The organism is Reyranella sp. (assembly GCF_965229815.1).
Lineage (GTDB): Bacteria > Pseudomonadota > Alphaproteobacteria > Reyranellales > Reyranellaceae > Reyranella.
The window spans coordinates 3,185,502-3,205,307 of the sequence record NZ_CBDDJN010000006.1 but is presented as its reverse complement, the minus strand read 5'-3'; the positions used below and the strand labels follow the sequence as shown (position 1 = coordinate 3,205,307).

At 67.6% G+C, this 19,806-nt stretch carries 19 protein-coding genes and 1 pseudogene; 14 read left to right on the top strand and 6 right to left on the bottom strand.

Going from position 1 to position 19,806, the window contains the following annotated elements:
* Window positions 1-96: 96 nt before the first annotated feature.
* Window positions 97-1,080 (top strand): hydroxyacid dehydrogenase, encoded by a 984-nt coding sequence (locus tag ACO073_RS26790; protein ID WP_422001870.1) that lies wholly within the window; start codon window positions 97-99, stop codon window positions 1,078-1,080.
* Between the two features lie 170 nt (window positions 1,081-1,250).
* Here the strand turns inward: ACO073_RS26790 and ACO073_RS26785 are convergent.
* Window positions 1,251-1,424 (bottom strand): annotated as a pseudogene (locus ACO073_RS26785) (Rdx family protein); the annotation flags it as partial.
* Between the two features lie 92 nt (window positions 1,425-1,516).
* On the opposite strand from ACO073_RS26785, the gene ACO073_RS26780 reads away from it, so the two are divergent.
* Window positions 1,517-2,497 (top strand): aldo/keto reductase, encoded by a 981-nt coding sequence (locus ACO073_RS26780; RefSeq protein WP_422001869.1) that lies wholly within the window; start codon window positions 1,517-1,519, stop codon window positions 2,495-2,497.
* Between the two features lie 4 nt (window positions 2,498-2,501).
* On the opposite strand, the gene ACO073_RS26775 is transcribed toward ACO073_RS26780, so the two are convergent.
* Entirely contained in the window at window positions 2,502-3,707 is a 1,206-nt protein-coding gene (locus tag ACO073_RS26775; protein ID WP_422001867.1) for an MFS transporter, read from the bottom strand.
* 80 nt (window positions 3,708-3,787) lie between these two features.
* On the opposite strand from ACO073_RS26775, the gene ACO073_RS26770 reads away from it, so the two are divergent.
* From ACO073_RS26770 to ACO073_RS26755, 4 genes are all read left to right on the top strand, one after another.
* Window positions 3,788-4,540, top strand: a complete 753-nt coding sequence (locus ACO073_RS26770) for a TerC family protein (protein ID WP_422001865.1) — start codon at window positions 3,788-3,790, stop codon at window positions 4,538-4,540.
* Window positions 4,541-4,571: 31 nt separating this feature from the next.
* On the top strand, window positions 4,572-5,333 hold the full coding sequence (locus tag ACO073_RS26765; protein ID WP_422001863.1) for an SDR family oxidoreductase: 762 nt from the start codon (window positions 4,572-4,574) through the stop codon (window positions 5,331-5,333).
* Window positions 5,333-6,178: a phytanoyl-CoA dioxygenase family protein gene (locus tag ACO073_RS26760; RefSeq protein WP_422001862.1), complete on the top strand. Its 846-nt coding sequence runs from the start codon at window positions 5,333-5,335 to the stop codon at window positions 6,176-6,178. The genes ACO073_RS26765 and ACO073_RS26760 overlap by 1 nt, the downstream gene beginning before the upstream one ends.
* Before the next feature lie 136 nt (window positions 6,179-6,314).
* Complete coding sequence (locus ACO073_RS26755) at window positions 6,315-7,223, top strand: polysaccharide deacetylase family protein (protein WP_422001860.1); 909 nt, start codon at window positions 6,315-6,317, stop codon at window positions 7,221-7,223.
* A gap of 13 nt (window positions 7,224-7,236) precedes the next feature.
* Here the strand turns inward: ACO073_RS26755 and ACO073_RS26750 are convergent, their stop codons facing one another.
* On the bottom strand, window positions 7,237-7,557 hold the full coding sequence (locus ACO073_RS26750) for an H-NS family nucleoid-associated regulatory protein (RefSeq protein ID WP_422001859.1): 321 nt from the start codon (window positions 7,555-7,557) through the stop codon (window positions 7,237-7,239).
* Between the two features lie 212 nt (window positions 7,558-7,769).
* On the opposite strand from ACO073_RS26750, the gene ACO073_RS26745 reads away from it, so the two are divergent.
* On the top strand, window positions 7,770-8,213 hold the full coding sequence (locus ACO073_RS26745; protein ID WP_422001857.1) for a VOC family protein: 444 nt from the start codon (window positions 7,770-7,772) through the stop codon (window positions 8,211-8,213).
* 7 nt (window positions 8,214-8,220) lie between these two features.
* Window positions 8,221-9,438, top strand: coding sequence for an adenylate/guanylate cyclase domain-containing protein (locus tag ACO073_RS26740; protein WP_422001856.1), 1,218 nt, complete (start codon window positions 8,221-8,223; stop codon window positions 9,436-9,438).
* A gap of 34 nt (window positions 9,439-9,472) precedes the next feature.
* Here the strand turns inward: ACO073_RS26740 and ACO073_RS26735 are convergent, their stop codons facing one another.
* A complete protein-coding gene (locus ACO073_RS26735) occupies window positions 9,473-10,636 on the bottom strand; it encodes a serine hydrolase domain-containing protein (RefSeq protein ID WP_422001854.1) in 1,164 nt (387 codons plus the stop codon).
* A gap of 180 nt (window positions 10,637-10,816) precedes the next feature.
* Here ACO073_RS26735 and ACO073_RS26730 point away from each other — a divergent pair, with 180 nt between their 5' ends.
* Complete coding sequence (locus ACO073_RS26730) at window positions 10,817-12,223, top strand: serine hydrolase domain-containing protein (RefSeq protein ID WP_422001852.1); 1,407 nt, start codon at window positions 10,817-10,819, stop codon at window positions 12,221-12,223.
* A 208-nt stretch (window positions 12,224-12,431) separates the two neighbouring features.
* On the opposite strand, the gene ACO073_RS26725 is transcribed toward ACO073_RS26730, so the two are convergent.
* Window positions 12,432-14,546: a S9 family peptidase gene (locus ACO073_RS26725; protein WP_422001851.1), complete on the bottom strand. Its 2,115-nt coding sequence runs from the start codon at window positions 14,544-14,546 to the stop codon at window positions 12,432-12,434.
* A 336-nt stretch (window positions 14,547-14,882) separates the two neighbouring features.
* Here ACO073_RS26725 and ACO073_RS26720 point away from each other — a divergent pair, with 336 nt between their 5' ends.
* Window positions 14,883-15,278 (top strand): hypothetical protein, encoded by a 396-nt coding sequence (locus tag ACO073_RS26720; protein WP_422001849.1) that lies wholly within the window; start codon window positions 14,883-14,885, stop codon window positions 15,276-15,278.
* A gap of 157 nt (window positions 15,279-15,435) precedes the next feature.
* The gene (locus ACO073_RS26715; RefSeq protein WP_422001847.1) at window positions 15,436-15,906 is read left to right on the top strand and encodes a hypothetical protein; all 471 of its coding nucleotides are present in this window, start codon (window positions 15,436-15,438) and stop codon (window positions 15,904-15,906) included.
* Between the two features lie 46 nt (window positions 15,907-15,952).
* On the opposite strand, the gene ACO073_RS26710 is transcribed toward ACO073_RS26715, so the two are convergent.
* The gene (locus ACO073_RS26710; protein WP_422001846.1) at window positions 15,953-16,858 is read right to left on the bottom strand and encodes an HpcH/HpaI aldolase family protein; all 906 of its coding nucleotides are present in this window, start codon (window positions 16,856-16,858) and stop codon (window positions 15,953-15,955) included.
* Between the two features lie 65 nt (window positions 16,859-16,923).
* Between ACO073_RS26710 and ACO073_RS26705 the strand changes: the two genes are divergently transcribed.
* From ACO073_RS26705 to ACO073_RS26695, 3 genes are all read left to right on the top strand, one after another.
* Complete coding sequence (locus tag ACO073_RS26705) at window positions 16,924-18,165, top strand: NAD(P)/FAD-dependent oxidoreductase (RefSeq protein WP_422001844.1); 1,242 nt, start codon at window positions 16,924-16,926, stop codon at window positions 18,163-18,165.
* Window positions 18,166-18,239: 74 nt separating this feature from the next.
* The gene (locus ACO073_RS26700) at window positions 18,240-19,211 is read left to right on the top strand and encodes a D-2-hydroxyacid dehydrogenase (protein WP_422002227.1); all 972 of its coding nucleotides are present in this window, start codon (window positions 18,240-18,242) and stop codon (window positions 19,209-19,211) included.
* An 11-nt stretch (window positions 19,212-19,222) separates the two neighbouring features.
* Window positions 19,223-19,804: a hypothetical protein gene (locus ACO073_RS26695; RefSeq protein ID WP_422001842.1), complete on the top strand. Its 582-nt coding sequence runs from the start codon at window positions 19,223-19,225 to the stop codon at window positions 19,802-19,804.
* The last annotated feature ends 2 nt before the right edge of the window (window positions 19,805-19,806 follow it).

Here is a 19,806-nt window from a genome sequence, read left to right as displayed (position 1 = left end):
GGTGCACGGCGCGTTGCCGGTCCGCCGATCGCCGGAACTGGCGAAGCCCGACGCGGCCCTCTACGATCTTGCGGCCAGGACCAGAGGATGGGGGAAATGAGCACGGGCAAGAACCGCAAGAAGGTGCTGATCGTCGGTCGCCTGCCGCAGGCGGGGATCGACCTGCTGAAAACGCGCGACGACGTCGACTACGAGATCCTCACGGACGACACTGTCCCTTCGCTCCATCCCAAGCTGAAGGATGCCAACGCCGTGACGCTCGGCGCGACGCCCTTCCGCCAGGCCGAGCTCGACGCGGCGCCGGGCATGATGGTCGTGGCGCGGCTCGGCGTGGGCTTCGACGCCGTCGAGATTCCGGCGCTGAACAAGCGCAGGATTCCACTGATGACCACCGGCATCGCCAACTCAGTGTCGGTTGCCGAGCACGCCATGTACATGCTGCTGGCCTCGGCGCGGCTGGTGAAGAAATACGACCGGTTCGTGCGCGAGAACGGCTGGGGCCAGCGCCTCTCGGAACTGCCGGCCGACCTGTCGGGCAAGACCATCCTGGTGGTCGGCATGGGCCGCATCGGCTCGCGCACCGTGAAGCGATGCGTCGCCTTCGACATGGACGTCCATGTCCTCGATCCCAACCTGTCCGAGGCCGACATCAAGAACGCCGGCGCCACCAAGGTCACCAACCTCAAGGCGGTCCTGCCGAAGATGGATTTCGTGTCCATCCACTGCCCCAAGGCGCCCGAGACGTTGAACATGTTCAATACCGAGACGATCGGGCTGATGAAGCCGACGGCGTTCCTGGTCAACACCGCGCGCGGCGGCATCATCAACGAGGACGCGCTCTACGACGCGCTCTCGAACGGCAGGCTGCGGGGAGCGGGCCTCGACGTGCTCGACCGCGAGCCGCCGGATCCGGCCAACAAGCTGTTCGGCCTCGAGAACGTGATCTTCAGCCCCCACATGGCCGGCGTCACCCAGGAAGCCAGCGACCGGATGGCGACGACCGCGATCGAGAACATCCTGAGCGTGTTCGACGGACGCCCGAACGCCGCCAACGTCGTGAACAAGGAAGTGCTGTCGTAGGCATCTGCCGTGCCGATCCCTGCCCTCATGTTCCTCTCCCCCTCTCGGGGGAGAGGTTAGGTGAGGGGGCAACGCAATGACCGTCTCCTGCATCACCCCCTCACCCAGCCTCTCCCCCAAGGGGGAGAGGAGGCATGAGAAGAAGGCGTGCGCGAGTGGACGGCGCCCGCCTACGTCTCCATCAAATCTTCGATCTCGTCGTCGGTCGGAAAGCGGCCGGTCTTGCTGCGGGTGTACTTCAACGCGCCATCGACGGTGACGTCGAACTGGCCGGATCTGCCCGGGCGCAGCTCGATGTCGGCCACGCCCTGCTTCTGGAGGAAATCCCTCACACGGAGGGCCTGCGGCTTATAACCTCAAGCGCCGCAATATTCGATCAGGACCTTCATGCTCCCAAGGTGGGTTGCTAGGGTCCGGCCGGCAAGGGGGATTGTCGATGAAGTACGGACCGCTGGGCCGCTCGGGCCTGATCGTGAGCCGCATCTGCCTGGGCGGCAACTCGTGGGGCGCCAAGGGCCGCCGCGGCTGGGGCAAGTTCGACGAGGCCGAGGCGCCGGCCTATTTCAGGCGGGCGCTCGATGTGGGCATCACCTTCTTCGACACAGCCGATGCCTACAATGCCGGCCGCTCCGAGGAGATCATGGGCGCCACGCTCATGAAGATGGCGAAGCGCGAGGACATCGTCCTGTCGACCAAGGTCGGCATCCGCATGAGCGACAGCGCCAACGATGTCGGCACCGGCCGCAAGCACCTGATGAGCGCCGTCGATGCCCAGCTCAGGCGGCTGCAGACGGACTATATCGACGTTTACCAGGTCCACCGCCTCGATCCCCACACGCCGATCGAGGAGACCATGTACTCGCTCGACCAGCTCGTGCGCTCGGGCAAGGTTCGCTACATCGGCGGCTCGACCATGCCGGCCTACAAGTTCGCCCAGATGCTCATGATCGCGGACTGGAAGGGCTATGCGCGCCCGATAGCGATGCAGAACCTCTACAACCTCGTCCAGCGCGAGGAGGAGCGGGAGATGAACCGGCTCTGCCATGAGCAGGGTGTCGGCCTGATTCCCTATTCGCCGCTGGCGCGCGGCTTCCTGGCCGGCAATCGCAGCCGCGACGGCGGCGGCGACACCGAGCGCTCGAAGAACGACGCCCAGGTGAAGGCGGGCACCTACCGCGACGGCGACTGGGAGGTGGTCGATCGCCTGAAGAAGATCGCCGCGGGCAAGAACGCCTCGCCGGCCCAGGCGGCGCTGGCCTGGCTGCTCGGCAAGCCGTACATGGGCGCCCCCATCATCGGCGCCACCAGCCTCGAACAGCTGACCTCGGCTGCGGAGGCGACGGAGCTCACGCTGACGGCGGACGAGACGGCGATGCTCGAGGAGCCCTACGCGTTCCGCGTCCCGCCCGAGAACTGAGCGGTCAGGCCGGCCGCCGCCGCAACGCGTCGGCGAACCAGAAGCCCAGCAGCGGCAGGACGATGGCGGCCGCCCAGAAGACCGGCGGCGCGCCCCAGCGGTCGACGATGGGCGCGGCGACCGGCACGCCGATCGCCTGGCCGACGAACAGGCAGAGCGCGAACAGGGCCATGGCCGCGCCGCGCGCTTCGGGCGCCATCTGCGTGCCGTGGGTCTGCAGCGTGTTGTGCAGCATGTAGAAGGAGACGCCGGACAGCGCGACGGCGGCGAACTCGACCTCGGCCGTCGGGGCGAGCGCCATGGCCGCAAAGGCGATGCCGAGCCCGGCCGCGCCCCACCGGCAGAGGCCGCGCTCGCCCAGCACGCGGACGAGATGGGGGGCCACCAGCACGTAGGCGAAGCCGCCGGCGCCGAAGGCCGCCACGGCGAGGCCGAGCGCGGCCAGCCCGAGGCCGAAGCGCTGGTGCAGGTCCGCGCCCACAAAGGTGAAGGCGCCCCAGAACATGCCGCCTTCGAGCGCCACCACCAGGACGACGGTCAGTGCCCAGCGGCGGCGCAGGACGCCGACCATCTGGCCGATCATGGAGCCGCGGCCCTGGCCCGTCGCGTGGGCGATGTCGGGCCGGGCGCGGATCACGGCGAAGAGGGCGACGCCGGCAATGACGTAGAGCACGGCCAGCAGGGCGAAGACCCAGCGCCAGCCCAGCCAGTCGCCGATCGCCCCGCCCATCGCCGAGCCGGTCATGAGACCCAGCGTCTGGCCCGTGAGGAAGCGGGCCAGGGTCGCCTGGCGGCGCTCGTAGCTCACATTGTCGCCGACCCACGCGATCGCGAGCGGGATCACGGCGGAACTGGTGACGCCGGTCAGGAACCGAGCCACGGTCAGCCAGGCGATCGAGGTGGCGAGGCTGCTCAGGATGCAGCACAGGGCGGCCGCGATGCAGGCGATGGCCACGACCGGCATCTTGCCGTAGCGGTCGCCGAACGGCCCATGGACCAGCACGAAGACCCCGTTGGCGAGCAGGAAGGCCGTGGCGGCGATGGAGGCCGTTCCGACGGTCACGCCGAAGGTCGCGGAGAGCTGCACGAGGAGGGGGTCGATCACGCGCATGTTGGCGGCCGACGCGAAGGCGGCCAGCGAGAGCAGCACGATGGCCACCGTCGGGGCTCGTGTCGGCAGGGGCCGCGGAGCCGCGGCGGGCGAATTCATGGCGGGTCGGAGGTAGCCCGGCGGCCTGCGAAAGGAAAGGCCTGTCGGCGCGCGGCAGCCTTGCCTATGTTGAGAGGATCATGGACGAACTCCTCATCCTCGCCCGCGATCCCAATGCCTGGGCGGCGCTGATCACCCTCATCGTCATGGAAGTCGTTCTCGGCATCGACAACCTGATCTTCATCTCGATCCTCACCAACAAGCTGCCGGCGGAGCAGCAGAGGATGGCCCGGCGGATCGGCATCGGCCTGGCCGTCGTCCTGCGCCTCGGCCTGCTGAGCGGCGTCGCGTTCATCGCCAGCCTGACCACGCCGGTCTTTTCACTCCTGGGCCACGGCTTTTCCTGGAGGGACCTCATCCTGATCGGGGGCGGCCTCTTCCTGATCTACAAGGCGACCAGCGAGATTCACGACCAGGTCTCGGAAGAAGACGAGCACGGCACCGGCGCCGGTGAGGTGCTTCGGGTCAGCATGACGTCGGCCATCGGCCAGATTCTGATACTCGATCTGGTGTTCTCACTCGACAGCATCATCACCGCTGTCGGCATGACCGACGACCTCCCGATCATGATCATCGCTGTCCTGGTCGCGGTCAGCCTCATGCTGCTGGCGGCCGATCCGCTGGCGCGGTTCATCGGCAACAATCCGACCATCGTCATGCTGGCGCTGGGCTTCCTCATGATGATCGGCATCACCCTGATCGCCGACGGCATGGGGTTCCACATTCCCAAGGGCTACATTTACGCGGCGATGGCCTTCTCCGCCTTCGTCGAGGGTCTCAACATGATGGCGCGGCGGGCGCGTCGCAAACCGCTGCGCAATCGGCCGCGCTGACAAGGTGCCATCACGGCCGTAGACTTGATCCATGAAGCTCAAGGATCGGGTGGCGATCGTCACCGGCGCGGCCTCCGGCATCGGCGCCGCCTCGGCCCGCCTGTTCGCGGCTGAAGGCGCCAGGCTGGCCCTGGTGGACCAGGACGTGCAGGGCCTGGGTCAGGTGGCGGCCGACATCGAGGCGGGCGGCGGCAAGGCCATCGTCCTGCCGGGGGATGTCAGTCGCGATGCCGAAGCGTCCGCCGGTGTGGCGCAGGTCATGGAAAGGTGGGGGCGCATCGACGTGCTCCTGACCGCGGCCGGCATCTCCCTGGGCGGTACCGTCGACGCGATCGAGGAAGTGAACTGGGACCGTACCTTCGCGGTCAACGTCAAGGGCACCTACCTGTGGGTGCACCATGCCATCCGTCCGATGATCACCGCCGGCGCGGGGGCAATCGTCACCGTCGGCTCGCAGCTTGCGCAGTCGAGCCTCGGGAAGAATGCAGCCTACATCGCCTCCAAGGGCGCCATCGCCTCCCTGACCAAGACCATGGCGGTGGATCATGCGCATCAGGGGATCCGGATCAATGCGCTGATGCCCGGCGTGATCGATACGCCGATGCCGGCGCGCTCCCTGCAACGTCATGCCGATCCCGACCAGATGCGGGCGTTCTGGCGCCAGCGCCATCCGATGGGACGGATCGGGCGACCCGAGGAGGTGGCGAGCGCGGCCCTGTTCCTCGCCAGCGACGACTCCTCCTTCGTCACGGGAACGCTGCTGTTCGTCGACGGCGGCTGGACGGCGCACTGATGCCCAGGAAGCTCACGACCGAACAGGTCGCCCAGTACGAGCGGGACGGTTTTGTCTGCCCCGTCGATGCCTTCTCGCCCGACCGCGTCCGCGCCTGGCGCGACAGGCTCGAAACGTTCGAGCGGGCCCAGGGCCAGAAGATGACCCGTGGCCACAATTTCAAGCCGCATCTGCTGTTCCCGTGGGTCGACGAGATCGTCCACTCGCCCGAGGTGCTGGACGCGGTCGAGGACCTGATCGGCCCCGACATCCGCCTGTTCCATCTCTCCGTCTGGCCGAAGGATCCGGGATCGGGCACCTACGTGAGCTGGCACCAGGATGCGACCTATTTCGCGCTCGAGCCGGCGTGCCACGTGACTGCCTGGGTGGCGCTGACGGACGCGCCGGTCGAGGCGGGCTGCATGGAGGTGGTCCCGGGGTCGCACCGGCTGGGTCAGCTGCCCCATGCCGAGCTCCAGGACACGGACAATCTCCTGTCGCGCGGCCAGACGCTGGCCGTCGATGTCGATCGTCGCCGCACCGCCTTCATGCCGGTCAAGGCCGGACAGTTCTCGCTGCACCATACGCATCTGGTCCACAATTCCCGGCCCAACCGCTCGACCGACCGGCGCATCGGGCTCGGCATCAGCTACATTCCGACGTCGGCGCGTTGCACGGCGGACACCCGGGTGACCGCCATGCTTGTGCGCGGCGAGGACAGGTACGGAAATTTCGACGACGAGCGCCGGCCGACCGATGAGGCCGGTCCCGCCGAACGCGCCTTCCACGCGGAGGCGGTCGCCCGCTTCCGGGCGATGAATGCCGTGGAGTCGGAAGAGAACAAGGTCGCCGTGGTGAGACGTTAGCCCGGGGACCGCGCACACTGTCATCCCGAGCGAAGCGAGGGACCTTCGAGGCAACAGGAAAGGTCGCTCCCTTCGACTTCACTCAGGGCAGGCGCTGCGCTCGGAATGACAGCATTGTCGTAACAAGGATCGATCCATGCTCCGCCTGCCGTATCACAATCGTTATGCCTATTCGCCGATCACCGAGCGCAAGGACTATTCCTGGCCGGACGGCAAGCGGCTGGCCGTCTATCTCGGCCTCAACATCGAGCATTTTGCCTTCGGCGCCGGCGACGGCCATCTCCTGACCGTGGCCGGGACGCCGCCCGATCCGCGCACCTTCGCCTGGCGCGACTACGGCAACCGCGTCGGCGTCTGGCGGTGCCTGGACCTGTTCGACGAACTCAACCTGCCGGCAGCGCATCTGATCAACACCACGGTGTTCGACTACGCACCCCAGATCGTCGACGCCCTGAAGGCGCGGGGCGACGAGTTCATCGGCCATGGCCGGACCAACGCCGAACGCCACGGCCTCATGTGGGAGGCCGACGAGAAGCGCTTTCTCGAGGAGGTGCGGGACGCGATCGAGAAGGCGTCCGGCCGCCGGCCGCGCGGCTGGATGGCGCCCTGGATGGCCTCGAGCCACCACACGCCCGACTTGCTGAAGGAGACCGGCTTCGACTTCCTGATGGACTGGCCGGCCGACGACCAGCCGCTCTGGATGAAGACCCGTTCCGGCCCGCTGATGAGCGTGCCCTATCCCATCGAGATCAACGACAGTCCGCAAATCCTGGTGCGGCACCATACGCCGGAACAGTTCCGCGACTTCATCATCGGCCAGTTCGAGGAGCTGCTGCGCCAGTCGGCGCGACAGCCGCTGGTCTGCGGCATCGCCCTGCACACGATGATCGTCGGCCAGCCCTACAGGCTCAGGATGCTGCGCGAGGCTCTGCAGCACATCGCGGGCCATCCGCAGAAGGACAAGGTCTGGTTCACGCGGCCGTCGGAGATCTACGACCACTGCGCGTCGTTGCCGGAAGGCGTCATGGTACCGCCACCGACGTGACGGAGACGGCGGCCTATTCGACCGCGAAGTCGGCCAGCTTCTTCTTCCGGCTCTTGAGGGCGGCCACCAGCCAGCGCGGACGCAGGCCCCGTCCCGCCCAGGTCTCGCTGGGATTCTCCGGGTTCCGGAACCGGATCGGAAGCTTGCGCGCCTTGCGCGGCTTGCGGCCCAGCGACTTCATGCGCTTGGCGTTCCGAGCGCCCTGCGATTCGATGCGCGTCATGGCCTTGCTCAATTCCCGGCGTTCGGCATCAAGGCGTTGAAAGATTGCGGACTCCAGCTTGGTCTTCGCCTTGAGCAGCTCGGTCAACGTCATGGAATTGATCGCCTTCACGCTGGTTCCTTTCGCTCACGCCGATCGCCGCTTTGGATTAGAGACTATTGCCCCGCCATGCAATGCGATTTGGCACATAACGTTTTCCGGGAGTCGTTTGTTGCACAGAGGCTGACGCGATGTGAACTCCAATACCATTGCGCTCAACTTTGCCACGGGCAAAATGATGGCAAGCTGAAGAAACAGTTCATTTCATCCGGGAGGAAGATATCATGGCCGTAAAGGTTCTGGAGATTCATCACACGGGCGTGCGTGTCGACGACGAGGCGAATCTGCTGAAGGCGACCCAGGACTTCTATGCCGACGTCCTCGGCCTGCAGTGCGATTCGGGTCGGCCAACAATTCCCGGTATCCCGGGGGCCTGGGTCAACGTCGGTGAAGTGGGGCAGATTCATCTTATCGGTGGCCCGCAACCGTCGCCGGTCGCCAGGGGACCCGGCGAGGATCCGACCCGACCGCACGTTGCGTATGCCGTCGAAAGCATCGCCGAGACTCGAGCGGAGCTCGACCGAATGGGCGTGAAGTATTGGGTGATCGAAGGCCTGGTCAGCCCTGATTCGACCCAGATTTTCATGAATGATCCGTGTGGCAACATGGTCGAGCTGCATCAATACGACACCTGTCGCTGCCGCGCGGCAAACCGCACCAAACCATAGGCGACGATTGAAGGCCGACGTCACGCGCTGGCTCGCCGACGCCGGCCTCGGGAACCTGCCGATCGAAGCGCTCGTCGATGGCTTTGCCCGGCGGCTCAACGAGCTTGGCGTGCCGCTGGCACGCATGTTTGTCGGCACGAGCACGCTTCATCCGCTCGTGCGGGTCCGCAGCCTGATCTGGGAACGCGACCAGGGGCTGAACACGCGTTTCGAGTTTCGGCAGTCGGACATCGATGCGCCCATGCTGCGCCAAAGTCCCTTCGCATCGATGTTGCAGCGATCGGTTGCAGAACGGCGCAATATTTTCACCTCGCCGGCGCCGCGCGACGAATTGCCGGTTTTCGCCGAGTTGCGCGCCGCCGGCATGACGGAGTGGTACGGGTGGGTCTTTCCCTTCGGCCCGCTCGTGCCGAAGGCCGGCGATCCGCTCGATGCCGAGCGCCGGGGAGAACTGTGGCTCGTCTGCTCTCTCGCGACCGACGCCCCGGCCGGTTTCACCGATAGCCAGATGGCGCTCGTCCGCGATCTGCTCCCCGTTTTCGCCCTGGCGGCCAAGGCCACGACCCTGCGAACGATCGGGGAAGGATTGCTCGGCGCCTATCTCGGCCGGGATCCGGCCAGCCGGGTGCTGGCCGGCACGGTCGAGCGGGGCCAGGTCCAGGGAGTCGAGGCGGTGCTCCTGTTCACCGACCTCCGCGGCTTCACGGCCCTTGCCGACACAATGCCCGGGCAGGAGCTGATCACGCTGCTCGACGACTGTTTCGACGGCATGGTGCGCCCGGTCGTCGCCCACGGAGGCGAGATCCTCAAGTTCCTGGGCGACGGCCTGCTGGCGATCTTCCGGGTCGAGGGTCGTTCGCGCGCCGAGGTCTGTGGGAAGGCACTCGACGCGGCCTGCGAGACGCTGGCGGCCATGGCCGCGCTGGAGGCGCGCCGCGCGGGCCGGTCGCTGCCGACTCCCGCACTCGACGTCGCGCTCCATGTCGGACACGTCCACTACGGCAATGTCGGCGCCGATGATCGCCTCGATTTCACCGTCATCGGACCCGCCGTCAACGAGGCCTCACGCATCGAGCGGCTGTGCGACTCGCTCGGCCGCAACCTGCTGATGTCCCAGGCCTTCGCCCGGGCCGCCGACACGAGCCGCCACCGGCTCGTGTCGCTCGGTTACCACCGCCTTCGCGGGGTCCGCGAGGACACCGAGCTGTTCGGCCTGGTGTCCTGAGGCGCGGCCGCGCGTCGCGACCGGCCGCGGTCGACTATCGCCCGTACACCGTGCTCTCGAAGGCGTGGAACAGCGGCAGCGACTTCACGTCGGCGAACGGCAGGATCTGCGTGGCATAGACGCCGCCCAAGCCCTTCTTCTGGTCGATCCAGTAGTAGGTATTGGCGAGGCCCGCCCAGGCGAGGCTGCCGGCCGAACGGCCGGTCGGGGCGTCCTGGTTGTTGATCATGAAGGACAGGCCCCACTGCTTGTCGATGCCGGGGAAGAACTCGGCGTCGTTGGAGAAGGGCGGGGCGGCCGTCTTGAGCAACGTCACCTTGCTGTCGCCCATGGCGTTCTTCGACATCTCGGCCACGGTGGCAGGCTTCAGCACCGCCTCGCCCTTGTCGGACTTTCCCTGGTTCAGCATCATGCGCACGAACTTCAGGTAGTCGCCCGCCGTGCTGTAGAGACCGCCGCCGCCCATCTCGAACTCGGGCTCCTGCGGGATCTCGATCGTCGGGTCCGGAACCAGTTTCCCGTCCTCGCCGCGGTGGTGGATGGTGGCCCGGCGGGCGCGCATGCCGTCGCTCATCCGGAAGGCCGTGCTGTCCATGCCGAGCGGACCGAACAGGTTGGCCTGCATGTACGCGCCGAGCTTCTGCCCGCTCGCCGCCTCGACCATCTTGCCGGCAAAATCGATGTTGATGCCGTAGAACCACCGCTCGCCGGGATCGAACAGCAGCGGCGTCGTCAGCGCCTTGTCCTGGCAGCTGATGATGCCCGGGACTTCCATCGCCTCCATGTACTTGGCGATCTCGGGGCTCCAGATGTCGTAGCCGAAGCCCGCCGTATGGGTGAGCAGGTGGCGCAGCGTGATATCGCCCCGGGCCTTGCGGGTCTTCGGCTTGCCCTTGTCGTCGAACCCGTCGAGCACCTCGACCTTCCCCAGGGCCGGGATCACCGCCTTGGCCGGCGAATCGAGGGAGAGCTTGCCCTGCTCGACCAGCTGCATCGCCGCCGCGCCGGTGACGGCCTTGGTCATCGAGGCGATCCAGACGACCGTGTCGGGCGTCATGTCGGCCGACTCGCCGAGCGTGCGCTTGCCGAAGCCGCCCTCGTAGGTCGTTCCCTTCGCGTCGGTGGCGACCGCCACCACGCCGGGCACGTCGCCCCGGGCGACGGCGTCCTTCAGAACCTTGTCGGCCTCTGCCTTCATGGTCGTTCCTCCTGATCGTCGGTTTGTTGGCTGCGGCCTCGGGGGCCGTCATTGCCCGCCGATCCTGCGCCCATGGAGGCGCGCCGTCGACCCTTCCGTTCCAGGTGCCGTGGATGCCCGTCTCGACTGCGGTAAGGATGCCAGGCGACGCCCGTGTACGCCGCCCGCTATGATGCTTCGATGTTCGCTGACATCGACGCGGCCTCGGCGGCCTTTGCCGAGGAGCACAAGCTCCCCGGCCTCGTCGCAGGCATCGTCGAGGGCGGCCGGCTGGTCCATGTGACGATGCTGGGCCTGGCCGACCGCGAAGCCGGCCGACCGGTGGGACGGGACACCGCCTTCCGCATCGCCTCGATGACCAAGAACATGACGGCGCTGGCGATCCTGTCGCTCCGCGACGCGGGCAAGCTCGCGCTCGACGCACCGCTGTCGACCTACGTGCCGCAGTTCGCCGCCGTGAAGCCCGCCACGGCGGACAGCGCGCCGGTCACGGTGCGCCACCTTCTCAGCCATGTGGCGGGCTTCGTCACCGACGATCCCTGGGGCGACCGTGTGCTCGGCATGACGCCGGCCCAGCTCGACCACGTGATCGCGACCGGGACGCTGTTCGCCCGGCCGCCGGGCCTCGCCTTCGAATATTCCAACCTGGGCTATGCGCTGCTCGGCCGGGTCCTGACCAACGTGAGCGGCGAGCCCTACCAGGATCATGTGCGGCGCCTGTTCCTCGCGCCGCTCGGTCTCACGCGCACGGGCTTCGACGCGCCGGCGGCGTCGCGCGGCGACTATGCCTTCGGCTACCGGCTCGACGGCGAGACCTGGTCGCGCGAGCGCATCGAGCCGGACGGCGAGGTCGGCGCGATGGGCGGGCTCGTCACCACCGCGCCGGACTATGCAAGCTGGGTGGCTTTCCTGCTGTCGGCCTGGCCGGCGCGCGACGATCCCGAAACGGGGCCGGTGCGGCGCGCGAGCGTGCGCGAGTTGGGCCTGTTCCATGCGCCGCCGTTCCAGCCCGACGGTCCCGAACCGCGGCCCAGCGCCTATGGATACGGGCTGAACAACACGCTCGATCCCGTGCTCGGCCGTCTCCTGCATCATGCGGGCGGCCTCCCGGGGTACGGCTCGCACGTGCTGCTGCTGCCCGAGCGCGGCTGGGGCGTGTTCGCCTTCGCCAACCGAACCTACGCGCCGATGTCGAAGCTGACGCCGAAGCTCGCCAGGGTCCTGCACGAGGCGCGGCCGAAGCCGCCGCCGGCCGTGCCCTCGCGGGCGCTGCGGCGCGCCGTCGACGCGGTGGCGGCCGCCTGGGCGTCCGGGCGCATCGAGGATGCGGCGTCGGCCTGCGCCTCGAACTTCTTCCTCGATATGCCGCCGCCCCTGCGCAATGCAGAACTTGCGCGCTTGAAGGAACAGGTGGGCGAGGCCGACATCGAGACGATCGAGCCCACCCATGCGCTCGCCGGCCGCGTCACGCTGGCCGGCGCGCGCGGCCGGCTCACCGTCTCGATCGTCCTGTCGCCCGAGCGGCAGCCCGGGATCCAGAAGCTGGTGTTGACCGTCGAGGACGCGAAGACTGAAGGCGACCGGTAGGGCAGTCGCGCGGCTCCATACCTTTCGATGATGACTGCAGTGCAGTCACCGATATCTGGTGTTTTCCAAAGGTTCGTCACCAGCGGCGGTGGCTCCTGGAGCCCAAAAAGTCGCAAGAATCTGTCGCCCCGCATGGGACCGGCCGCTCGCGCCTTGAGTCGAATGAAAACTTCGGTTATTGTAGCCGCACGCCATGCATCAGCTTGCCCTATTCGCCTGCTGCAGTGCCCGTGACGGCGAGTGCGAACGCGTAGGCGATCGCCACTTCCTCGAGCCGGTCGAAGCGGCCGGCCGCGCCGCCATGGCCGGCGCCCATGTTGGTGCGCAACAGCACCGGTCCGCCGCCGGTCATGGTGGCGCGCAGGCGGGCGACCCACTTGGCGGGCTCCCAGTAGGTGACGCGCGGATCGGTCAGGCCGGCCATCGCCAGGATGGCCGGGTAGCGCCGGGCCGCGACATTGTCGTAGGGCGAATAGGACCGGATATGGCGGAAGGCCGCCGGGTCGGTGATCGGGTCGCCCCATTCCGGCCATTCCGGCGGCGTGAGCGGCAGCGTGTCGTCGAGCATCGTGTTGAGCACGTCGACGAACGGCACCTCGGAGACGATGCCGGCGAACAGCTCGCCGGCGCGGTTGGCGACGGCGCCCATCAGCATGCCGCCGGCGCTGCCGCCGTGCCCGACGATGCGGCCGGGCGCGGTGTAGCGCGCCTCGATCAGGGCCCGGCCGGCGGCGGCGAAATCGTCGAAGGTGTTGGTCTTCCGGTCGAGCTTGCCGTCGAGGTACCAGCCCCAGCCCTTGTCCGAGCCGCCGCGGATATGGGCGATGGCGTAGACGAAGCCGCGATCCACCAGCGACAGGCGATTGGCCGAGAACGAGGCCGGCATCGCCATGCCGTAGGAACCGTAGCCGTAGAGCAGCAGCGGCGCCTTGCCGTCGTGCGGCAGGTCGCGACGGTGCAGGATCGAGACCGGCACCAGGGCGCCGTCGTGGCTCGGCGCCATGATCCGGGTCGTGACGTAGTCGGCCGGATCGTGTCCCGAGGGAATCTCCTGGCGCTTGCGCAGCACCCGCTGGCGGCCCGCCATGTCGTAGTCGTAGACCTCGGCCGGCGTCGTCATGCTCGAATAGGCGAAGCGCAGCCGCGTCGTGTCGAATTCGAAGCCGTCGACGATGTCGAGCGCGTAGGCCGTCTCGTCGAAGGCGATGGCATGCTCGGTCCCGTCGGCGAGGTCGCGCACGACGATCGAGGGCAGCGCGTTCTCGCGCTCCAGCCGCACCAGATGGCCCGCGTGCAGCGACACCTTGACGAGGTAGATGCCGGGCCGGTGCGGGATCAGTTCGCGCCAGTTCTCCCGGCCGGGCGTCGCCAGCGGCGCGACGTCGACGCGGAAGTCGATGGCGTCGCCCTGGTTGGTCAGGATGTAGAGCGTGTCGCCGCGGTCGTAGACGCTGTAGCGCACGCCGGTCTCGCGCGGCGCCACGAGCCGCGGCGCGGCGTCGGGATCGGCAAGATCGATGAGCCAGCGCTCGGAGGTCGCCTGGTTGCCGGTCGCGACGACACAGAAGCGGCCCGACGCGCTCTCCTCGGCGCGCACGAACCAGCCATTGTCCTTCTCCTCGTAGACCAGCACGTCGTCGGCCTGCGCTGTTCCCAGGCGATGGCGGTAGAGGCGGAGGGGCCGGTGATTCTCGTCGACCCGGACGTAGTAGAAGAACGTCGAATCGTGGCCCCAGACGACGCTGCCGCTCGTCTGGTCGATCACGTCCGGGAGATCGGCGCCCGTGTCCCACCGCCGCACCCGGACGGTGAAGTATTCCGAGCCCTTGACGTCGGCGCTCCAGGCTTCGAGCCGATGGTTCGGCGAATGCCGCGTGCCGCCGAACTTGAAGTAGACCGACCCGGCGGCGAGGGCGTCGCCGTCGAGCAGGATCTCGCTCTCGCCGCCGTCGCGCGGCAGGCGGCCGATCGTCTCGTGCTGCCCGCCGGGATTGAACTTCCAGAAGTAGGCAAAGGGCCCGTCGGGTTGGGGAACGCTGGAATCGTCCTCCTTGATCCGCCCGCGCATCTCGGCGACCAGCGTCCTCTGCAGGTCCTGCAGCGGCAGCAGCCAGGCCTCGGTGTAGCGGTTCTCCGCCTCGAGATAGGCCCTGATGTCGGGATCGAGCAGGGCGGGCTTGCGCAGCACCTCCTGCCAGTTGGGATCCTTCAGCCAGGCATAGTCGTCCGTCAGCACGATGCCGTGCAGCGTGCGCCGCGACGGACGCCGCTCGGCCGCCGGGGGAAGGGGGACTGTCCGATCGTTCGTGATTCCTGGGCTCATTCCTGCACTTCGGTCATCGGCCTGCATGATCGCTTCTCGGGAATGTGGACCTTGCGGGCGCGCATGCAACATTGACAGGAGTGCTGATAATAAGCGGCATTCGAAGCTGACATGCCCGTCCGCCGACGCGGATTGATTCGAGCGCGTTCCGTGACAGCCCTGCCGGATGGAGAGGGCGATCGACGATGGGTGCGGAGCGTGGGCGTGCCTACGCCAGCGCCGCGATGGCCCCGGGAGTATGGTCCACTTCCGGCGCACCTGTTCGGTGACGTCAACGAGGTATGGGGGGATCTCAAACACAGGCGCTCTGCTTCTCAGCACAGCTACGCGAAGCACATGGATCGATGGAACAACGCGGCCGGTCGTGGCCTTGCCGCCGGGGCGGTCGACAACGACGACATTGCGGACCGCGTGCACGGCGCCCTGAAGCGCGGCGACCTGATCCTCGATCCGTCCCAAGACGCCCGCTACTACACGGGACCCACCCTGGTGCCGTCTCCCTACGACTATGATCGCAATCACATCTACGAAGGGAAAATTCCGCCGCCGTTCGGGGCCCCCGCAGCGAGAGGGCCGTTCACCCCGACCTTCCGTATCAGACCTCACCGGTACTACGGACCGTACATTGGAGGTGATTTCCTTGTGCCGGCACCGCAGGACCATCCGCTATCGAACGACGAAATCGAGCGGATCCGCCGAACCAATGGCATGCCCAAAGGAGGATTGTTCTAGGCAGCGACAGCAAGCGATCGGGCTATCGCAGGCCAGCGGCTAGACTAGGAAAAAATTCGGGAAAGAAACGTGTAACGATGCCCGTCGACACGACGTCAGGTGAACAGCATCAACCACGTCCGAGGGCGAATCAGCTCACGGTTGGGAGGAACGTTCCTTGACCACGCGCCGTCGACTGCTCGCGAACCTCTGTGCCGTTCCCCTGTTGGCGAGCGGCTGCCGATCGAAGAAGAGGGAAATCGAGGTCATCGATCCGGCGGATCTCGACAGGATCAGGGTCGGCGACGTCGTTCGATTGCGGGATCTCCTGAAGAGGCCGGCCGAGAGGGTCTGCCAGTTGAGGTCCTATGCCTCGCGCATCGACGAGAAGGAGCCGTTCAGCGATCGGATCAATGCCCATCTGAAAGCCATGGGACCCTACGTGCCGGAGGGAACCCACGCGCTGATCTTCGTCGACGACAAGAAGGTCCGAGTGCAACTCTTCCTCCTCGGGCGGCACCGCATTCAATCCTGGCATGAAGGCGCCGGACGGATCGCCAGTCCGCTTCATTGTGCCGACGTCGATCGCGTCATCGTCACCCGGGTGCACGACCTTTGGCCCACGCTGGTCTTCGGCGTCGAGCGCTGACTGGAGTCCGGGACCGCAGACTGGATCGTCTCGATGCGAGCGGGCTTTAAGCGTAGTTGCCGCGGGCCGCGCCGTTGCCCTTGCCACCCTGCGGCTTGCCCTTGCCGCGCCTGGCGGTGGAGGCAGCCTTGGCCGTCGCCTTCTTCGGCTTGGCGCGCAGCAGGTCGCGCATCTCGGCGCCCTTCGTGTCCCACCAGTCGGCCAGGATGCGGACGTCCCAGCCGATGCAGAAATGCTTGACCCCCATGGCCAGGTACTTGCCGGCCTGGCTGGGGTCGCGCAGCTCGACCCGCGGGTGAAGGCCCATCTTCAGCGCGGTCTGGATGGTCTTGGTCTCGGCCGCCAGCACGTCGGGATGGCCGTACTGGCCGGTCTTGCCGATGCTCATGGAGAAGTCGGAGGCGCCGAACTGCACCATGTCGATGCCCGGCACCGACAGGATCGCCTCGAGGTCTTCGACGCAGGACTGCTTCTCCACCATGATGGCGATGACGACCTCGTTCAGGGCGTCGACATAGGCCGGCGTGCCGCCCTGGCGAACGGTGCCGACGTCGCGCCGCATGCCGACGCCCAGCCGGCCGCGGCCGCGCGCGCCTTTGGCCATGGTCGTCTCGGCGCGCACAGCGTCGACCGCGAGCCGGGCGTCCTCGACCGAGCGGATGTCGGCGAACAGCACGCTCTGGAAGCCGGCGCCGATCGCGCGCATGGCCTGGTGGGTGTACTGGGTCTGCTCGATCTTGATCATGCCGGCCATGTCCATCAGCTCGAAGGCGCGGCCGAGATTGTCGAGATCGTGCATGGTGAAGGGCGCATACTCGGCGGTGAACTCGACATAGTCGTACTGCTTGGAATGGCCGATCAGCTCCACCAGGGTCGGCCAGGCCGACAGGATGTGCGTGCCGACGGTCGGCTTGCCGGCGGTCAGGCATTCGCGGAGTGGATTGCGGCGCATGGCGGTTCCCCTGGTGTTGGCGGCGTGCATACTGCGCGATCGGCCGAAGCAGGGAAAGCGACGCGATGAACACCAGGCATGCGACGGTGATCGGCGGCGGAATCGTCGGCATCTGCTGCGCGCTCCATCTGCAGCGCCAGGGTTTCGGCGTCCGGCTCGTCGAACGCGGCGAGCCGGGGCGCGCCGCCTCGTTCGGCAATTCCGGCAGTTTCGGCACCGCGTCGTGCGTGCCGTTCGCGCTGCCCGGGGTGCTGAAGCGGGTGCCGCGGATGCTGCTCGACCCGGAATCGCCGCTGAAGCTGCGCTGGAACCATGTGCCTCGCGCGCTGCCGTGGTTCCGGCGTTTCGTCGAGGCCTCCCGGCCCGAGCGGGTCGAGGCCATTGCCGCCGCGCGCAACTCGCTGCTGATCCAGGCCCTCGCCGGCTATGCCCCGCTGATCGAGGCCGCGGACGCCGGCCGATGGGTGGCGCATGACGGGCTGATGATGACCTTCGAGAGCGAGGCGGCGTTCGCCGCGGCCGCCTATGCGCTCGACCTGCGGCGCCGCAACGGCGTCCACATGGACATCCTCGACGGCAACGAGGCGCGCCAGATGGAGCCGGCGCTGTCGCCTCGGATCGTCAGGGCGGTGTCGCTACCCGACGTCAGCCGCACCATCGATCCGTTCCGGCTGTGCGAGGCGCTGGCAGCCGACTTCGTGCGCCGCGGCGGCGAGATCGCCAGCGCCGAGGCGCGCGGCTTCGCCATCGGTCCGGAGGGACCGGTCAGGCTTCTCACCGACGGCGCCCCGATCGACGTCGAGACGGTCGTGATCGCCGCCGGAGTCTGGTCGCGCTCGCTGGCCGCCCAGCTCGGCACGCACGTGCCGCTCGAGGCCGAGCGCGGCTACCATGTGATGTTCGCCGATCCCGGCTTCGCGCTCCGGCGGGCGGTGGTGTCGGCCGACCGCAGCGTGTCGATCTCCCACATGCACGAGGGCATCCGCGCCACCGGCGTCTCGGAGATCGCCGCGCCGGATGCGCCGGCCGACATGCGCATCGCCGACCGCATCACCCGGCACGCCCGGGCGCTGCTGCCGGACCTTGGCGGAGAGCCGGCCTCGCGCTGGATGGGGCCACGGCCTTCCCATCCGGATTCCAAGCCGGTGATCGGCCGCTCGCCGCACCATCGCAACGTGTTCTTCGCCTTCGGCCACGACCATCTCGGCCTCACCATGGCGGGCATCACGGGCCAGCTCGTCGCCGAGCTGGCGACCGGCCGGCCGACCACCGTCGACCTCGAACCGTTCCGGCCCGACCGCTTCTGATCCCGAGCGCGATGGCGCTTCCAATGGGGCGTGCGCGGGCGCTAGGTTGGGGCGAGGGGAGAATTTAGGTGCCGATGTTTCCAGCCAAGGACGAGTTGACGATCTGCTTCGCGCATGCGGCGTATCAGATGCAGGCCCGCTTCGAGAAGCGCGGCACCGGGATCAAGAGCTTCCAGACCTGGTCGTACGACGATCTCGTCAAGCGCATCGGCGAGGCCGACGTGGTGGTGGCCTCCGGCATGTGGAAGAACGACCTCATTCCCCACGCCAGGAAGCTGAAATTCATCCAGTCGATCAGCTCCGGCATGGACCAGTATTCGAGGGAGCAGCTCGGCGCCAAGGGCGTGCGGCTGGCGAGCGCGGCCGGCGTCAATGCCCGTGCCGTCGCCGAGCATGCGATCGCGCTGATCCTCGCGATCTTCCGCCGCCTGCCCGAGGCGCGGGACAATCAGCACAGGAAGATGTGGCGCGGCATGATCGGCGACCTCGCGCAACGCGAGGACGAGCTGGGCGGCAAGACACTGCTGGTCGTCGGCATGGGCCGCATCGGCAGCCACCTCGCGACGCTGGCCAAGGCGTTCGGCATGAAAGTGGTCGGCATCCGCCGCGACCCGTCGCAGGGTGCCAACGGCGCTGACGAGATCCATGCGATGGGCGATCTTGTGAAGCTGGTGCCGCAGGCCGACATCGTCGCGCTGACCTGCGCGCTCACGCCCGAGACGACGGGCCTGATGAGCGCCGCCGCCTTCGCCGCCATGAAGCCGTCATCGGTGTTCGTGAACGTTGCCCGCGGCAAGGTCGCCGACGAGTCCGCCCTGATCGAGACGATGAAGGACGGCCGCATCTGGGCCGCCGCGCTCGACGTCACGGCCGACGAGCCCCTGCCGGCGGCATCGCCGCTGTGGACCCTGCCCAATGTCTTCGTCACGCCCCACACGGCGGGCGAGACGCGCGCCTACGAGGACAACGTGATAGACATACTGGTCGAGAATCTCGACCGCCTGTGGCGCGACGACAAGGCCGCGCTGCGCAACCAGGTTCTCTAGGGAGACAAATCATGCCCGTCGCCGATCCCCATCGCCTGATCCTGACCGGCGAGAACCCGTTCATCCGCCTCAGCGAGAAGGACGGCGAGCCGAACACGACCGATGCCAGCTACTGGCGCATCCTGTTCTGCCCGGCCGGCCCCGGCCACGTCCTCTACCTCAAGAGCGAGCTCACGCACGGCCACTGGCGGATCTATTCCGACAACATCGCCATGGCGCGCTGGCTGCAGCAGACGGTGCAGGGCATGCTGAACGCCGAGCTCAAGGACACGTCGATCCCGGTGATCGAAGCCGCTTTCTCGAAGTCGGGCGATCCGCGCTACTTCTGGACCGAGCACATCAAGGCGCACGACGCCGACATCGCCATGACCTGGCACGATATCGGCGAGCCGCTGCTGATCCACACCGAGCCCAACCAGCCGCCGCAGAACCGGCCCTACGGGGTCTGCACCGTGCTTGTGCCGGCGATGGGCGCGCGCCTGACGCTGAACGGCAGCCAGGCGCGCGGTCTGCCCTGGAAGCGCGAACGCGAGGGCCGTCCGTTCAGCACCTGCGCGCTCGCCTTCTCCGAGAGCTGGACCGAGGCGCGCTGACG

Bases quoted from the DNA above. Each gene is read 5' to 3' on its own strand.
- ACO073_RS26735 (WP_422001854.1), bottom strand. From the start codon at position 10,636: ATGAAGGCAGAGGCCGACAAGGTTCTGAAGGACGCCGTCGCCCGGGGC.
- ACO073_RS26765 (WP_422001863.1), top strand. From the start codon at position 4,572: ATGAAGCTCAAGGATCGGGTGGCGATCGTCACCGGCGCGGCCTCCGGC.
- ACO073_RS26730 (WP_422001852.1), top strand. From the start codon at position 10,817: ATGTTCGCTGACATCGACGCGGCCTCGGCGGCCTTTGCCGAGGAGCAC.
- ACO073_RS26780 (WP_422001869.1), top strand. From the start codon at position 1,517: ATGAAGTACGGACCGCTGGGCCGCTCGGGCCTGATCGTGAGCCGCATC.
- ACO073_RS26700 (WP_422002227.1), top strand. From the start codon at position 18,240: ATGTTTCCAGCCAAGGACGAGTTGACGATCTGCTTCGCGCATGCGGCG.
- ACO073_RS26745 (WP_422001857.1), top strand. From the start codon at position 7,770: ATGGCCGTAAAGGTTCTGGAGATTCATCACACGGGCGTGCGTGTCGAC.
- ACO073_RS26710 (WP_422001846.1), bottom strand. From the start codon at position 16,858: ATGCGCCGCAATCCACTCCGCGAATGCCTGACCGCCGGCAAGCCGACC.
- ACO073_RS26695 (WP_422001842.1), top strand. From the start codon at position 19,223: ATGCCCGTCGCCGATCCCCATCGCCTGATCCTGACCGGCGAGAACCCG.
- ACO073_RS26705 (WP_422001844.1), top strand. From the start codon at position 16,924: ATGAACACCAGGCATGCGACGGTGATCGGCGGCGGAATCGTCGGCATC.
- ACO073_RS26725 (WP_422001851.1), bottom strand. From the start codon at position 14,546: ATGAGCCCAGGAATCACGAACGATCGGACAGTCCCCCTTCCCCCGGCG.
- ACO073_RS26720 (WP_422001849.1), top strand. From the start codon at position 14,883: ATGGATCGATGGAACAACGCGGCCGGTCGTGGCCTTGCCGCCGGGGCG.
- ACO073_RS26790 (WP_422001870.1), top strand. From the start codon at position 97: ATGAGCACGGGCAAGAACCGCAAGAAGGTGCTGATCGTCGGTCGCCTG.
- ACO073_RS26760 (WP_422001862.1), top strand. From the start codon at position 5,333: ATGCCCAGGAAGCTCACGACCGAACAGGTCGCCCAGTACGAGCGGGAC.
- ACO073_RS26755 (WP_422001860.1), top strand. From the start codon at position 6,315: ATGCTCCGCCTGCCGTATCACAATCGTTATGCCTATTCGCCGATCACC.
- ACO073_RS26770 (WP_422001865.1), top strand. From the start codon at position 3,788: ATGGACGAACTCCTCATCCTCGCCCGCGATCCCAATGCCTGGGCGGCG.
- ACO073_RS26775 (WP_422001867.1), bottom strand. From the start codon at position 3,707: ATGAATTCGCCCGCCGCGGCTCCGCGGCCCCTGCCGACACGAGCCCCG.